Consider the following 14,560-nt stretch of genomic DNA (forward strand, 5'->3'; position numbering starts at 1 on the left):
CTCACTGCTAGGCTCCAGGGGTGCTGGCGGCACCGGGAAGAAGGGACGCCGCAGGTTCGCTGTACTCGACCCGCACCAGCGAGCCGTCGTCGTCGAACACCAGGGACGTGACGGATGTCAGGGTGCACTCGCGCTTGCGCGGGTCATGCCACAGCGGCCGGCCCTCCGCGCTCAGCCGTGCCGCCCAGATGGGCAGCTGGTGGCTGACCAGGATGGCCTCGGGGCCTGCGGCGCCGAAGTCGCCGGCAGCCAGTTCGATGGCCTTCAGCCGGGCGTCCTGGACGGCCGCCGCCACCCTCGCGGCCTGCTGCTTGTACGGCTCGCCCCATGACGGGCGCAGCGGGTTGACCAAGCGGGGCCAGTGCCGCGGCCGGCGAAGTTCGGCTTTGGTGACCTTCATGCCCTCGAAGTAGTTTTCCGCTTCGATGATGCGCCCGTCGGTGTGGATCTGCAGGTGCAGCGCTTCCGACGTCGGCCGCGCGGTTTCCTGCGCACGGTCCAGCGGCGAGGCGGCCAGGTAGGTGATCCGGGCGCCGCGCTCGGCGCGCTCGCGGAAGTGTTCGGCAAGCATCCGGGCCATCTCCTGCCCCAGTTCGGAGAGGTGGAATTCCGGGAGCCGTCCGTAGAGAACGCCGTCAGGATTGTGGACCTCGCCGTGGCGGAGCAGATGGACAGTGGCTTGGGGCATGTTTACCAGTTTCTCAAAGATGGCGTGCGATCCGAAATCTTCCGGCCGCGCTTTCTACAAAGAGTAGAACTCAAGTTTCTGAAGAAATGTTCCGAAACCGGGAACAAAAGATGCAAACGCATGTTTATACTGGATGCAGCAAGTTAGTTGAGACTTCAACCGATGAAGTTTCAACCTCACGACCACAGCAGCATTCACCCCAAGGAGCAACATCATGGCACTTCCCGCAGACGTCACCACCGGCACCTGGACCCTGGACAACTCCCACAGCGAGATCGGCTTCACCGTCCGCCACGCGGGCATCAGCAAGGTCCGCGGCCAGTTCAAGGAAGCCGAGGCCACCCTCGACCTCGCCGAAAACGTGGCCGACTCCAAGGTCAACGCCACCATCAAGACCGCCAGCTTTGACTCCGGTGACGTCAACCGCGACGGCCACGTCCGCGGCGAAGACTTCTTCGACGTCGAGAAGTTCCCGGAAATCTCCTTCGTTTCCAACGCGATCGTCCCCAAGGGCGACGCCTACGAGCTCCAGGGCGACCTCACCATCAAGGGCGTCACCCGTCCCGTGGCCCTCGAGACCGAGCTCCACGGTGTGGCCGTCGATCCGTTCGGCAACACCCGCGCCGGCCTCACCGCCGAGACCACCATCAGCCGCAAGGACTTCGGCCTGACCTGGAACGCCGTCCTCGAGGCCGGCGGCGTGCTGGTCAGCGACAAGGTTGCCATCAACCTGGAACTGGCCTTCATCGCCCCCGCAGCATAAGTTTCGCGTTTCACGGCACCCCGGTACCAGGCCATCCCGGCCCGGCGCCGGGGTGCCGTATTTAACAACGGCCCTTGCCCACGGGTTCACCCGCCGGCCGCGGGCGTGGATCCCACCTGAATCACCCACAACGCCACCCGCCGGGGGTACGGTGGACTTAAGCCACGCTGGGGGGAAGGCTGAGGACCGATTCCCGGCAGCCTACCTGGATCCCGACCTGCAGAAGGAACGCCATGAGTACTCCTCCCGTCCCGCCTCCCGCGCCCCAAGACCCCCACTCCGGCAATGGCCAGCCAGGGAACGGCCAGTCCGGCAGCCAGCAGCCCGGACCGCAGCAGCCCCGCTACGGCCAGAACGCTCCGCAGTATGGCCAGAACGCTCCCCAGTACGGGCAGAACCAGCCCCAGTACGGTTCCCAGCCGCCGGCAGCGCCGCAGTACGGGCAGAACGCGCCGCAGTACGGTTCCCCGTACGGGCAGAATGCTCCGCAGTCCCCGGGCTACGGCCAGAATGCACCCCAGTACGGCCAGTCGCCGTATGGCCAGTCCCCTTACGGCCAGTATCCCTCTGAGCAGCCGCAGCCGGCCGGAAGCAACGGCATCCCCCAGCTGGTGAACATCGCGTTCTGGCTGCTGATCGCGGCCACCGCGATCTATGTCATCTCCATCCTCATCAACCTCACCCAGCTGGACGCCCCGCAGTTCCGGCAGGAGTTTGAACAGCAGGTCCGGGCCAGCGGGGCGGGCATCACCTACGACGACATCAAGCCCTTCATCGCCGGCTCCCTGGTGGTCTTCGGCATCATCGGTGCCGCCCTCTACCTGCTGGTGGCCTTCTTCATCCGCAAGGGCAAGAACTGGGCACGCATCCTCGGAACCGTGTTCGCAGCGCTGTCCGTCCTTGGCCTGTTCGGAATCCCCTCCCTCGCAACGATCGGGACCGTCCTGGGAATCGCCGCCATCGTCCTGCTCTACCTCCCTGCCGCTGCCCCCTACTTCCGGAAGCAGCAGCCCTTCGCCAACCCGTATTCGGGCGGCTTCGGCAACCCTTACGGGCGCTGACCTCCAACACAGAACGCAGCGGCGGCCCGGGATGTCCAGCATCCCGGGCCGCCGCCTTTAAACCGTGCCCCTAGGCTGTCTGCCCCGGCGCCTGCGCCCGCTGGGCGTGGTAGGCCAGGATTTGCAGCTCCGTGGCCATGTCCACCTTGCGGAGGTTGACCCCTTCCGGAACCTGGAGCATCACCGGTGCGAAGCTGAGCACGCTGTGCACGCCCGCCGCAACGACCCGGTCGCAGATGCCCTGCGCCACCGCCGCAGGAAGCGCCAGTACCACCATGTTGGCCCCGGTGCGGTGTAGGACGGTCTCAAGGTCCGCCACGTCGCTGACCCGCAGCCATCCCACCTCGTTGCCCACCACCATCTGGTCCGCGTCGAAGATGGCCACCACATCGAAGCCTCGCGATTCGAAGCCGCCGTAGCGCGCCAGCGCCTTGCCCAGGTTTCCGGCTCCGACGATCGCAACTTTCCAGTCATGCGTCAGCCCCAGTGCCGCGGCAATGTGGCGGCTGAGGTACTGGACCTCGTACCCCACTCCCCTGGTGCCGTAGGACCCCACGTGGGACAGGTCCTTGCGCAGCGTTGAGGAACTGACGCCGGAGGCTTCCGCCAAAGAGTCGGAGGAGACGCGCTCAACACCCTCGGCCAGCAGGGTGTTCAGGGCCCGGAGGTACAGGGTCAACCGCGCCACGGCAGCAGGGGGAATCTGCTTTGCCGGTGCACCCGCGGCATCAGGGATGCCCGGGACAGGCTGGGACGTTGAATCCAAGGACGTCACTCGCATCCCCCTAATTGGCCATGGCGCGCTGCAGGACGCGTTCCAGCCGGGCTTCGTCGATCTTCCAGAAGTCGCGCTGCACCCCGTCAACCAGGACCACGGGGATCTCTTCGGCGTAACGCTCCCGCAGTTCGGGCTGGTTGTCCACCAGCTCTTCGCTCCAGCTGAGGCCCAACGAGGCAGTGACCCGGCCGACGGCGTCGCGCGCCTCCTCGCAAAGGTGGCAGTCAGCTTTGGTGACCAGGACGACGCGGGGGGTAGCCATGGCTTAACGGTATCGCCGTTCGCGCCGTGCGGGTGACGCCGACGTCGCCCAGCGAGTGGATTGACTAGACTCAAGTCCATGCCCCAGGAGAAATACGTCGCCGTCGTCACGCGGCCGGTTGCTGCGCCGCAGCCCGGTGAAGCGGCGTTTTTCGATGTGGACAATACCCTGATGCGCGGGGCCAGCCTCTTCCACGTTGCGCGGAAGATGCACCAGCGCGGCGCGTTCACCCTTGTGCAGGCGGCCGGATTCGCGTGGAAGCAGTTCAAGTTCGTGGCGCGCGGTGAGAATATCGACGACGTCCATGCGGTACGTGATTCGGCCCTGACGCTCGCCGCCGGCATCACGGTTGACGACATCAAGGCCCTCGGCGAAGAAGTCTACGACGAGATGATCGCGTCCCGGATCTGGCCGGGCGCCAAGGCCTTGGCGGAACAGCACCTCCGGGTGGGCCGGCGCGTCTGGCTGGTGACGGCAACCCCTATTGAAGTGGCAACAGTCATCTCCACCCGCCTGGGGCTGACCGGAGCGCTCGGGACAGTGGGTGAGGTGTCGGACGGGATGTACACCGGCCGCCTGGTGGGGGACATCCTGCACGGCTCGGCCAAAGCCGTAGCGGTCCAGGGCATCGCGGACCAGGAGGGCCTGGACCTCAAGCGCTGCTGGGCGTACAGCGACTCCTACAACGACGTGCCGCTGCTGTCACTGGTGGGACACCCCGTGGCCATCAACCCGGACGCCAAGCTCCGCCGGCACGCCCGTGACCGGAACTGGCCCGTTTATGATTTCCGCGCGGGCCGCCGCGCCGCCACCCTGGGCCTGAAGGCGGCAACCTTCGGCGGCGCTGTCTACGGCCTCTGGAAGGGCTTCGCCCGCATCCGCGGCCCCCGGGCATAACCCACCCCACCGCAGGCAGGCAAAAGCCTCCAGCCACTAACCTGAGACAAAAAAATGCCCGCCGCCTTGGAAGGCGGCGGGCATTTCCACGCTGTTCGAAGTATCTCTACTTCTTGTTGCGGCGCTGGTGACGGGTCTTGCGAAGCAACTTGCGGTGCTTCTTCTTGGCCATACGCTTGCGACGCTTCTTGATAACTGAACCCACGAAAGTTCCTTACAAACTAGATGCAGTACCTGCCTGATGGGGAATGTCCGCGGACAAAGCTACGAACTGAACAACTGACAGATTCTTACAATGACGTAAAACGTTCCTTAACAGGGTACCGCTTATCGGGAGCGGCTCAGGACAGGCCCCTTAGGCGGTCTCGGTGTGGCCGTCCACAACAGCACCCTTGAGGTACTGTTCGACGGCGTTTTCGGGGACCCGGTAGGAGCGGCCGAAGCGCACCGCGGGCATTTCGCCGGAGTGAACCAGGCGGTAAACAGTCATTTTGGAGACGCGCATGACCTCAGCTACTTCAGCCACGGTCAGGAACTTCGCGTTGGAGAAGTTCTGTTCTGCCGACATTTCCCTATTTTCCTTTGCTGACGGATGGACAACAGTGACCCCAGGTACGTGCCAATGCGGTGTTCCGATGCTGAGCCATCCACCAACCACCTTAAATAGATACTGTAGATGTTCATGTGGCAGATGTGAAAGTAGTGGCCTCCCCTATTTCACCCCTAATTCTGCTGCCGCCGCTTCCGCCCTGATGCCGCCAGTTGCTCCAGGACAGAAGCGGAGACATCCCAGTCCATGCAGGCGTCGGTGACGCTCTGGCCGTAGACCAGTTCCGCCCGTCCCGCGGCGTACTCATCAACGTCAAGGTTCTGGGCGCCGCCCACCAGGAAGCTTTCCAGCATCACACCGGCCACGGCCCGGGCCGCCGCGCCGCCTTCCTCAAGCTGGGCACCGATTTCCAGCGCCACCTCAGCCTGCCGGTGATGGCTCTTGCCACTGTTGGCGTGGCTCGCGTCAACGATCAGGCGGGGGTTGAGCCCCTTGCCCGCCAGTTCGGTGGAGGCGCGTTCAACGTCGGCCGCTGAGTAGTTGGGTCCCTTCCGGCCGCCCCGGAGGATCACGTGGGTGTCGGGGTTTCCGGCCGTTGCCACCAGCGCGGCCCGGCCTTCGCCGTCGATCCCCAGGAAGGCCTGGGCTGCCGCGGCGGCACCGCAGGCATCGATGGCAACCTGCAGGCCGCCGTCGGTCCCGTTCTTGAAGCCAATGGGCATGGAGAGCCCGGAAGCCAGCTGGCGGTGGATCTGGCTCTCGGTGGTGCGGGCACCGATGGCTCCCCAGGAGATCAGGTCCGCCATGTACTGGGGGCTGATCGGCTCCAGGAATTCAGTGGCGGTGGGCAGGCCCAGCGCGGTGACCTGCTGCAGGAACTGCCTTGCGGTGCGCAGGCCGGTGACCATGTCGTGGCTGCCGTCCAGCCGGGGATCGTTGATCAGGCCCTTCCAGCCCACCGTGGTGCGCGGCTTCTCGAAGTAGGTCCGCATGACGATCAGCAGGTCTTCCTTGTGCTTCTCGGCCTGGCTGACCAGCCGGCGGGCGTACTCCAGCCCTGCCTTGGGGTCGTGGATGGAGCAGGGTCCCACGATGACCAGCAGGCGGTCGTCCACCCCGTCCATGATGGCGCGCACCTCGTCGCGTCCGCGTTCGACGACGGCGGCCTCCCGGTCGCCGAGCGGCAGTTTGGTGAGAAGCGCCGAAGGTGCCGGCAGCGCAGTGAATTCGCTGACGCGCAGGTTGGATGTGGACTTGGTGGCGGGGGCGGCTGCTGTTGCGGTGCTCATGTTCAGGGTCCTGTTCCAGATGGGAAGCGGGCCCGGATTTCAGAACCCGCCGGAGAAACGGCGAAGGGCAGAGAATGATCTCTGCCCTGTTGGCTCTGAAGGAAGTTGGATGCGTGTCAGTTAGACGCGGGCCCCTCCAGAGCCAACGAAAAATACGCATACCAACGGTTAGTCATGGAAGAGACCATAAACCCGGCATATGGCGGCCGCAAAATCGGTTGCGTCACATTCCGTCCCAGGCCTGTTCGCGGCTCCGAACGCACAAGGCAAGGATCCGCGAACAACCCTGGGTTTGCCGCCGCCTACCCCAGGAGCTTGCGCAGGAACTGCAGCTGGCGGATCCAGTGGTGTTCCTGGCCGCCCTCATGGTTGTTGAACCGGTACACCTCAATGTCCTTCACGGCACCGGTGGCCGATGAGGCGTCGGTGCCAGTCGCGTAGGCGTTGTAGCTGGCGAACACCGTGGACGGCGGGCAGATGTCGTCCATTTGCGCAGCCGAGTACAGCGCCGGCACCGTGGCCCAGCGGGCCAGGTTGACGCCGTCGAAATAGTTCAGGACGCCAAGTGCGGCGTCGTAGCGGTCCCGGTGCCGCGCCAGGAACTGGGCGATCTCCGGGTAGGGCCCGCGCGGAGTGATGTCGATGGCGCGGGGAAAGTCCTGCAGGAAGGGGACGTCGGGCAGCGCGGCGATGACGCCGTCGAGCCGTCCCGCAGTGAGCCCCGCCGTGGCCACCACCAGGCCGCCGCCCTGGCTGACACCGGCCAGCACCACTTTGGCAGGATCGACGGCGGGGTGGGCCTGCGCGGCCTCCACCGCGCGGAAGGCGTCCACATAGACGCGGCGGTAGTAGTAGTCCTCCCGGCTGGTGATGCCCCTGGTCATGAGGCCTGCGTTCGCCACATCCCCGGCGGACGGGTGGGGATCCGCGGTGTCCCCCAGCGTGCCGCCGTACCCCTGGCCCCGGGTGTCCATGATGAAGTGTGCGTACCCGGCCTGCGCCCACCGGGTGTCCTGGTTGGCCAGGCCGCGGCCGCCGGAATAGCCAATGTAGTTCACCACCACCGGCAGCCGGACGCCTGCCTCCCGGTTGGCGGGAAGGTGCAGCCAACCTTTGACGGGCGCGCCGCCAAAGCCGGAGAAGGTGACGTCGAAGGTATCGATCACCGTGAGGTAGTTATCCACCGGTTCGAAGGTCGCGTCGAGTGGAAAGGTCCGCGCTTCGTCCAGGGTGGCGTCCCAGAAGGCAGCCAGGTCCCCGGGCGGTGTGACATCGGAGGTGTAGCTGCGGAGCGCGGCCAGGGGCAGGTCGAAGAGGGGCATCGTTGTCCTGTTCTGTGTCGGTTGGTCCGCAGGCCCGCGGTGGAGTTCTCTATTTCTACTGCATGGATCGGTGGCGCACGCTGATGAGTGGTTCAAAGCGCCGAAGGCTCGTGCCGGCGGCGATGATTCCGCGCAGGTGCGGCAGCCCGCCTGCTGCGGCCCCGGCAGCACGGGCCTGGACCAGGACGTTGCCCAGGGCGGTGGCTTCGACGGGACCGGCGACGACGGGGCGCCCGGTGGCAGTGGCGGTGAGCTGGCACAGCAGGGTGTTCTGCGAGCCGCCGCCCACCACGTGCACCACGTCCACTTCACGGTTGGCGAGGCGTTCCGCTGCGGTGATGGTCCTGGCGTATCCGGCGGCGAGGCTGTCCATGATGCAGCGGGTGATGGCCGCGGGATCATTTGGCAGCACGTCACCGGTGCGCCGTGCCGCCGCCCGGATCCGCTCCGGCATATTGCCCGGGGCAATGAAGAAGGGATCATCCGCGTTGACCTGGGGACCGCCGGCAGGCAATGCCGCGGCGGCGGCGAGCAGGGAGGCCAGGTCGGGCTGGTAGCCTTCACCGGCCCAGGTGCGCTGGCATTCGCTCAGCAGCCACAGGCCGCCCACGTTCCGCAGGTAGCGGATGGTGCCGTCCACGCCGCGTTCATTCGTGAAGTTCGCTTCCCGGCTGGCCTGGGTCAGGACGGGGTGCTTCAATTCCAGCCCCACGAGGGACCACGTGCCGGAGGAGATGTAGGCAAAAGCGCCATCCCGGGCAGGAACGGCCACGACGGCGGAGGCAGTGTCGTGCGAGCCCACCGCCACCACTGTGGTTTCACGGGGCAGGCCCACGGCCGCGGCTATGTCCGGCAGGAGGTTTCCGTAGGTTTCCCCGGGCTGGATCAGCGGCGGGAACAGGTCCTTCCGCAGTCCCAGTGCGGTGAAGAATTCGGTGGCCCATTCCCCGGCCACGGCGTCGAAAAGGCCCGTGGTGGAGGCGTTGGTCGCCTCGGTGCGCCGCACACCGGTCAGCAGGAACGCGATCAGGTCCGGGATCAGGAGGGCCTGCAGCCCGGCCAGGTTCTTCTCGGTGGCCAGTTGGTAGATCGTGTTGAACTGCAGGAACTGCAGCCCCGTGGTTTGGTACAGCCGCGCCGGGTCCAGCTTGGCGTGGACGGGCGCGACGGCGGTCCTGCTGCGGTCGTCGCGGTAGCTGTACGGCTGCGCCACGAGTTTGCCCGCGCTGTCCACCAGCCCGTAGTCCACCGCCCAGGTGTCGATGCCAATGCTGCCGATCTTTTCGCCACGGGCTGCCGCCGCCGCAGCGGCCGCCCGCAGTCCCGCGAGCACCTCCGCGAACAAGGCGTCGAAGTCCCAGCGGAGGCCGCCGTCGCGCTCCACCACGCCGTTGGGGAAGCGGTGGACGGTCTCCAGCTGCACCCCGTTCCGGGACACGCGGCCCAGGATCACCCGGCCGGATGAGGCGCCGATGTCGACGGCGGCAAACACGCCGCGGGCAGGAATCGTGCTCACCGCAGGAAGGCTGCGGCCACTCCGGCGTCCACGGGGATGTGCAGGCCGGTGGTGTGGGACAGTTCGTTGCTGGTGAGCACGGCGGCTGCGTTGGCCACGTGTTCGGGCAGGACCTCGCGCTTGAGCAGGGTGCGCTGGGCGTAGTACTCGCCCAGCTTTTCCTCGTCCACGCCGTAGACCGCGGCGCGCTTGGCGCCCCAGCCGCCGGCGAAGATTCCGGAGCCGCGGACCACGCCGTCGGGGTTGATGCCGTTGACCCGGATGCCGTGCTCGCCCAGTTCGGCCGCGAGCAGGCGCACCTGGTGGGCCTGGTCTGCTTTGGTGGCGGAGTAGGCGATGTTGTTCGGGCCGGCGAACACGGAGTTCTTGGAGGAGATGTAGATGATGTCCCCGCCCATGCCCTGGGCGATCATGACTTTCGCCGCGGTCTTGGCCACCAGGAACGAGCCCTTGGCCATGACGTTGTGCTGCAGGTCCCAGTCCTTTTCGGTGGTTTCCAGCAGCGGCTTGGAGATGGACAGGCCGGCGTTGTTGACCACCAGGTCCACCCCGCCGAAGGCCAGGACCGCGGCGTCGATCGCGGCGGAAACCTGGGCTTCGTCCGTCACGTCGGCCTGGACACCAATCGCGACGTCGGCACCGCCAAGTTCCTCGGCGACCTTTTGTGCGTTCTCAAGGTTGAGGTCGGCAATGACGACACACGCGCCGTCGGACGCCAACCGGGTGGCGATGGCCTTGCCGATGCCCGACGCTGCACCGGTGACCAGCGCGATGCGGGTGGCGTGGGACTTGGGCTTGGGCATCCGGGCCAGCTTGGCTTCCTCCAGCGCCCAGTACTCGATGCGGAACTTCTCGGATTCCTCGATCGGGGCGTAGGTGGAGACGGCCTCGGCGCCGCGCATCACGTTGATGGCGTTGAGATAGAACTCGCCAGCCACGCGGGCGGTCTGCTTGTTGGCGCCGAAGGAGAACATGCCCACGCCTGGCACCAGCACGATGGCCGGGTCCGCGCCGCGCAGGGCCGGGCTGTTTTCGTCCGCGTGCCGGTCGTAGTACGCCTGGTAGTCCTCGCGGTAGGCAGTGTGGAGTTCTGTGAGCCGTGAGATCGAGTCCTCGATGGAGGCGTCCGCGGGCAGGTCCAGGATCAGCGGCTTGACCTTGGTGCGCAGGAAGTGGTCCGGGCAGGAGGTCCCCAGGCCGCCCAGCCGTGGGTGCTCCGCGGACTCCAGGAAGTCAAGGACGACGGCGTCATCGCTGAAGTGCCCCAGCTGCGGCTTGTCCGTGGAGGCCAGGCCGCGGATCACGGGTGCCAGGGCTGCGGCCTTGGCTTTCCTCTCTGCCTCGGGCAGGGCGCCGTAGCCGGGCAGCTTGGGCCCGAAGGGCTCGGCCTTGCCGTTGTCCCGGATGTACTTCTCGGCCTGCTCAATGATCCACAGCGAGTTCTGCTCGGCTTCTTCGCTGGTGGCGCCCCAGGCGGTGATGCCGTGGCCGCCCAGGATGGTCCCGATGGCCTGGGGGTTGGCGTCCTTGATCGCGGCGATGTCCAGGCCCAGCTGGAACCCGGGCCGGCGCCAAGGCACCCACACCACCTTGTTGCCGAAAATCTTGGTGGTCAGCGCCTCGCCGTCCACGGCCGTGGCAATGGCGATGCCGGAGTCCGGGTGCAGGTGGTCCACGTGGGCGGCGTCCACGAGGCCGTGCATGGCGGTATCGATCGATGGGGCGGCTCCGCCTTTGCCGTGCAGGCAGTAATCGAACGCGGCCACCATCTCGTCCTCGCGCTCCACGCCCGGGTAGACATTCTTCAGAGCGGTCAGCCGGTCCAGCCGCAGCACCGCAAGGTTCCCGGCCTTCAGGGTGCCCAGGTCACCGCCGGATCCCTTGACCCAGATCAGCTGGACGTCCTCGCCGGTGACGGGGTCCTTGTCGGTGCCCTTGGCGGAGGTGTTGCCGCCGGCGAAGTTGGTGTTCCGCTTGTCCGCGCCAAGGCGGTTGGAACGGTCAATCAGGTCTTCAACAGTCTTGTTCGTCATAGCTGAATCAGGCGCCCCATCCGGCTTGCTGGCCGCCCACGCGGTCCTCGTTGATCTGTTTCTGGTAACCGCTGGCCTTGAAGGCGGCCATCGGGTCTGCGGGCAGGCCGCGGGATTCACGCCACTCGGCCAGGATCGGCCGGACGTCGGTGTAGAAGGCATCGTTGAAGATGCCGTTGGCGGCCAGGACATCCCCGGCGCGCTGTGCTTCGGCCAAGGCTGCGGTGTCCACCAGCAGGGCACGGGCCGTCATTTCCTGCACGTTCAGCACCGAACGGATCTGGCCGGGGATCTTCTCTTCCAGGTTGTGGCACTGGTCCAGCATCAGCGCCACGCCGGAGTCCTTGCCGTATCCTCCGCCCCGGATCACTTCGTGCATGATGCGGAACAGCTGGAACGGGTCGGCGGCACCCACGATCAGGTCGTCGTCGGCGTAGAAGCGGGAGTTGAAGTCGAAGGAACCCAGCTTGCCCAGGCGCAGCAGCTGCATCACGATGAACTCGATGTTGGTGCCCGGGGCGTGGTGGCCGGTGTCCAGGCAAACGAACGCCTTCTCCCCCAGGGCCAGCGTCTGGGCATAGGAGCTACCCCAGTCCGGCACGTCCGTGTGGTAGAACGCCGGCTCAAAGAACTTGTACTCCAGCACCAGGCGCTGCCCATCTCCCAGGGCCGCATAGATCTCCTGCAGCGACTCGGCCAGCCGGTCCTGGCGGCCGCGCATGTCATCCTGGCCCGGGTAGTTGGTGCCGTCCGCCAGCCAGATCTTGAGGTCCTGCGAACCCGTGGCGTGCATGATGTCGATGCACTCGAGATGGTGGTCGATGGCCCGGCGCCGGACGGCCGGGTTGGAAGAGGTGAGGGACCCGAACTTGTACTCGTCGTCCTGGAAGGTGTTCGAGTTGATGGTGCCCAGCCCCACGCCCAGGCCGGCCGCATACTCCTTCAGGGCCGAGTAGTCGTCCACCTTGTCCCACGGGATGTGCAGTGCCACGGTGGGGGCCAGGCCGGTCAACTCGTGGACCTTGGCGGCGTCCGCCAGCTTCTCCTGGACCGTGCGCGGCGTGCCGGGCGTGCCGAACACCTTGAACCGCGTACCCGAATTTCCATAGGCCCACGAAGGGACCTCGATGGCAAGCTCCCCGAGCCTGCCCAGCGCCGTTGCTACGTCATTCATGATGGTTCTTTCCGGTGTTGAGCGTCTGTCTGATGCGTTTGGTTGGTGCCCCGCTGCTGGAGCCTGCGTGCCGGCAGTTGCCTGCTGTTCCGGTGCCCCGGTAGTCCTGCGTCCGGTCCTGCCCGTCAGCCTGCGGGGTGCTGTGCCGCCAGCTGGCTGTCCAGGTTGAAGACTTCCTCCAGCACCTGGAACCCTTCGTCGGGAGCTTGGCCGGAGTCCTCGAAAAGGGTTGCCATCTCAGCCTGCCAGCGGGCGTTCACGTCCGTCAGGGCCATGCGGGCACGGACGGCGTCAAAGTCGTCGCACTCCACGTACCCCACCAGGAGCCCGTCCCCACCCAGGAACAGGGAGTAGTTGTGCCAGCCTGCCTCCTTGAGGGCGTCAAGCATTTCCGGCCACACTGCGGCGTGCCGGCGCCGGTATTCATCGATCAGCGCCGGCTGGACCGAGGAACGGAAACACACCCTCATGCGGACACCCCTCAAACTTCATAAACTTTTGAATCGTTTCATTGGTACGATTCAAAGTACTCTTGGATTTGAGCAGGTGTCAAGCAATGGCAGAAACTTTTGATTTCCCGCGCGGTAGCTCCCGCAGTGGGAATGTCGGCACGGAGAATCGATGAACCGCACAGCCAGTATCAAGGACGTGGCCACCCACGCGGGCGTGGCCGTGGGGACGGTGTCCAATGTCCTCAACTATCCCGACCGGGTGTCCGACCGGACGAAGGAACGGGTCCTGCGCTCCATCGACGAACTGGGGTTTGTCCGCAACGATGCCGCCCGCCAACTCCGTGTTGGCCACAGCCGCACGATCGGACTCATTGTCCTGGACGTCGGCAACCCCTTCTTCACCTCGGTGGTCCGCGCGGCGGAGGACGCCGCGGCGCTGCAGGGAAGCGCCGTCCTGCTGGGCGACAGCGGCCACAACGCCGGCCGGGAGGCGAACTACATTGACCTCTTCCAGGAGCAGCGCGTGCAGGGCCTGCTCATCTCCCCTGTGGGTGATGTAACGGAAAGGCTGGACCTCCTCCGCGAGCGCGGCGTGCCAACGGTCCTGGTGGACCGGCTGGCTGACGAGTCCAAGTTCAGCTCGGTTGCCGTGGATGACGACGCCGGCGGGTACTTGGCTGCCCGGCACCTGCTGGACACCGGCCGCCGTCGGCTGGCTTTTGTTGGCGGTCCCACGTCCATCCGGCAGGTCGCGGACCGGCTCCAGGGAGCCCAGCGGGCCGTGAAGGAGGAGCCGGACGCCAGCCTCGAGGTGCTGGATGCGGAAGGGCAGACCGTCCTGGCTGGGCGCAGCGTGGGCGACATGCTGGTGGAGCGTGGGCGGGCTGAACTGCCCGAGGGGATTTTCTGCGCCAACGACCTCCTGGCCCTGGGCGTCATGCAGTCGCTCACCATGACGCACACGTTCCGGATCCCCGAGGACGTGGCGTTGATTGGCTATGACGACATCGACTTTGCCGTCTCCGCGGTGGTTCCCCTGTCCTCCATCCGCCAGCCCACCCAGCTGCTGGGCCGGACGGCCATCGAACTGCTGTCCGAAGAGGTGGAGTCCCAGAATCCCGTCCACCGGTCTGTGGTGTTCACGCCGGAGCTGGTGGTCCGGCAGAGCACGGCCGCGCCGGGCGCCGGCTGATCAGCCGGGCGCTCTACTTTCCCGTCTGCTGCAGCCACTTCATGGATTCGTCCCGGGACGTGAAGAAGCGGGTGGGGCAGGGCGGATTGTGGACGCCGAGGAAGAAGTTGGCGATGATCCGGTCCACAGGGCTCGACCCAAGCAGGGCAATGCGGTTGGCGGCGCACGGGATGGAGAACACTGAGCGCGCCTGGATGCTGACGTTTTCCGTGGTGGCCATGTCCACCAGCATCGGATAGTTGCCGTCCCCTGCTATGCGGTTCACCGCAGCCATCGCCGCCTGTGCGTCCTCGACTTCTATCCGGACTTTGGGCTCCCACATGAGGTGGATGACGCCGTCAGCGCTCAGTTCCACGGTTCCCTTGCCGCCGTCGACCATTACGGGCTCCATACCCCGCCTCCCTCCAGTGGGCAGTTCCTCAACCCCTCTATCTTGCACCAGCACCGGAGCGCCCAGCCGCCGGCCGGCCGCTCTCCCACCTCACGTGCTGCCCACGGCCAGCTTGACTCATCAGCATACTTACTAATACGTTGGTCGATGTGCCCGTGGCCTGGATCACGTTCCTACGCCGCGCGTCGCGGC

The 14,560-nt window shown here is 66.1% G+C and carries 16 protein-coding genes; 4 read left to right on the forward strand and 12 right to left on the reverse strand.

Features of this window, described 5'->3' with window-relative positions; all coding sequences use genetic code 11:
* Nucleotides 1-7: 7 nt before the first annotated feature.
* Nucleotides 8-688: a histidine phosphatase family protein gene (locus VIK36_RS17905; protein ID WP_255173200.1), complete on the reverse strand. Its 681-nt coding sequence runs from the start codon at nucleotides 686-688 to the stop codon at nucleotides 8-10.
* Between the two features lie 214 nt (nucleotides 689-902).
* Here VIK36_RS17905 and VIK36_RS17910 point away from each other — a divergent pair, with 214 nt between their 5' ends.
* Nucleotides 903-1,451: a YceI family protein gene (locus tag VIK36_RS17910; protein WP_175319142.1), complete on the forward strand. Its 549-nt coding sequence runs from the start codon at nucleotides 903-905 to the stop codon at nucleotides 1,449-1,451.
* Between the two features lie 233 nt (nucleotides 1,452-1,684).
* Nucleotides 1,685-2,512 (forward strand): hypothetical protein, encoded by an 828-nt coding sequence (locus VIK36_RS17915; RefSeq protein WP_255173202.1) that lies wholly within the window; start codon nucleotides 1,685-1,687, stop codon nucleotides 2,510-2,512.
* A 70-nt stretch (nucleotides 2,513-2,582) separates the two neighbouring features.
* Here VIK36_RS17915 and VIK36_RS17920 read toward each other — a convergent pair whose 3' ends face one another.
* Together VIK36_RS17920 and VIK36_RS17925 are read right to left on the reverse strand one after the other, a co-directional pair.
* A complete protein-coding gene (locus tag VIK36_RS17920; RefSeq protein WP_159630830.1) occupies nucleotides 2,583-3,287 on the reverse strand; it encodes a redox-sensing transcriptional repressor Rex in 705 nt (234 codons plus the stop codon).
* Nucleotides 3,288-3,297: 10 nt separating this feature from the next.
* Complete coding sequence (locus VIK36_RS17925) at nucleotides 3,298-3,552, reverse strand: glutaredoxin family protein (protein WP_255173203.1); 255 nt, start codon at nucleotides 3,550-3,552, stop codon at nucleotides 3,298-3,300.
* A gap of 78 nt (nucleotides 3,553-3,630) precedes the next feature.
* Here VIK36_RS17925 and VIK36_RS17930 point away from each other — a divergent pair, with 78 nt between their 5' ends.
* The gene (locus VIK36_RS17930; RefSeq protein ID WP_255173204.1) at nucleotides 3,631-4,449 is read left to right on the forward strand and encodes an HAD family hydrolase; all 819 of its coding nucleotides are present in this window, start codon (nucleotides 3,631-3,633) and stop codon (nucleotides 4,447-4,449) included.
* Nucleotides 4,450-4,555: 106 nt separating this feature from the next.
* On the opposite strand, the gene VIK36_RS17935 is transcribed toward VIK36_RS17930, so the two are convergent.
* The 8 genes from VIK36_RS17935 to VIK36_RS17970 form a co-directional block, all read right to left on the reverse strand.
* On the reverse strand, nucleotides 4,556-4,654 hold the full coding sequence (locus tag VIK36_RS17935) for a 30S ribosomal protein bS22 (protein ID WP_003792170.1): 99 nt from the start codon (nucleotides 4,652-4,654) through the stop codon (nucleotides 4,556-4,558).
* Between the two features lie 150 nt (nucleotides 4,655-4,804).
* The gene (locus VIK36_RS17940) at nucleotides 4,805-5,017 is read right to left on the reverse strand and encodes a helix-turn-helix domain-containing protein (protein ID WP_043452394.1); all 213 of its coding nucleotides are present in this window, start codon (nucleotides 5,015-5,017) and stop codon (nucleotides 4,805-4,807) included.
* A gap of 155 nt (nucleotides 5,018-5,172) precedes the next feature.
* Nucleotides 5,173-6,288: a 3-deoxy-7-phosphoheptulonate synthase gene (locus VIK36_RS17945; RefSeq protein WP_255173205.1), complete on the reverse strand. Its 1,116-nt coding sequence runs from the start codon at nucleotides 6,286-6,288 to the stop codon at nucleotides 5,173-5,175.
* 302 nt (nucleotides 6,289-6,590) lie between these two features.
* Nucleotides 6,591-7,610 (reverse strand): acetylxylan esterase, encoded by a 1,020-nt coding sequence (locus VIK36_RS17950; RefSeq protein WP_324643034.1) that lies wholly within the window; start codon nucleotides 7,608-7,610, stop codon nucleotides 6,591-6,593.
* A gap of 55 nt (nucleotides 7,611-7,665) precedes the next feature.
* Nucleotides 7,666-9,126 (reverse strand): rhamnulokinase family protein, encoded by a 1,461-nt coding sequence (locus VIK36_RS17955; RefSeq protein ID WP_324643036.1) that lies wholly within the window; start codon nucleotides 9,124-9,126, stop codon nucleotides 7,666-7,668.
* Entirely contained in the window at nucleotides 9,123-11,159 is a 2,037-nt protein-coding gene (locus VIK36_RS17960) for a bifunctional aldolase/short-chain dehydrogenase (RefSeq protein WP_324643037.1), read from the reverse strand. The genes VIK36_RS17955 and VIK36_RS17960 overlap by 4 nt, the downstream gene beginning before the upstream one ends.
* A gap of 7 nt (nucleotides 11,160-11,166) precedes the next feature.
* The gene (gene rhaI / locus VIK36_RS17965) at nucleotides 11,167-12,333 is read right to left on the reverse strand and encodes an L-rhamnose isomerase (protein ID WP_324643038.1); all 1,167 of its coding nucleotides are present in this window, start codon (nucleotides 12,331-12,333) and stop codon (nucleotides 11,167-11,169) included.
* Between the two features lie 125 nt (nucleotides 12,334-12,458).
* Entirely contained in the window at nucleotides 12,459-12,803 is a 345-nt protein-coding gene (locus VIK36_RS17970; protein ID WP_324643039.1) for an L-rhamnose mutarotase, read from the reverse strand.
* Nucleotides 12,804-12,954: 151 nt separating this feature from the next.
* Here VIK36_RS17970 and VIK36_RS17975 point away from each other — a divergent pair, with 151 nt between their 5' ends.
* Entirely contained in the window at nucleotides 12,955-13,977 is a 1,023-nt protein-coding gene (locus VIK36_RS17975; RefSeq protein WP_324643040.1) for a LacI family DNA-binding transcriptional regulator, read from the forward strand.
* 13 nt (nucleotides 13,978-13,990) lie between these two features.
* On the opposite strand, the gene VIK36_RS17980 is transcribed toward VIK36_RS17975, so the two are convergent.
* Nucleotides 13,991-14,368, reverse strand: a complete 378-nt coding sequence (locus VIK36_RS17980) for an STAS/SEC14 domain-containing protein (RefSeq protein WP_159630810.1) — start codon at nucleotides 14,366-14,368, stop codon at nucleotides 13,991-13,993.
* Nucleotides 14,369-14,560: the final 192 nt, after the last annotated feature.

The sequence above is a fragment of the Pseudarthrobacter sp. LT1 genome (genome assembly GCF_035621795.1).
GTDB lineage: Bacteria > Actinomycetota > Actinomycetes > Actinomycetales > Micrococcaceae > Arthrobacter.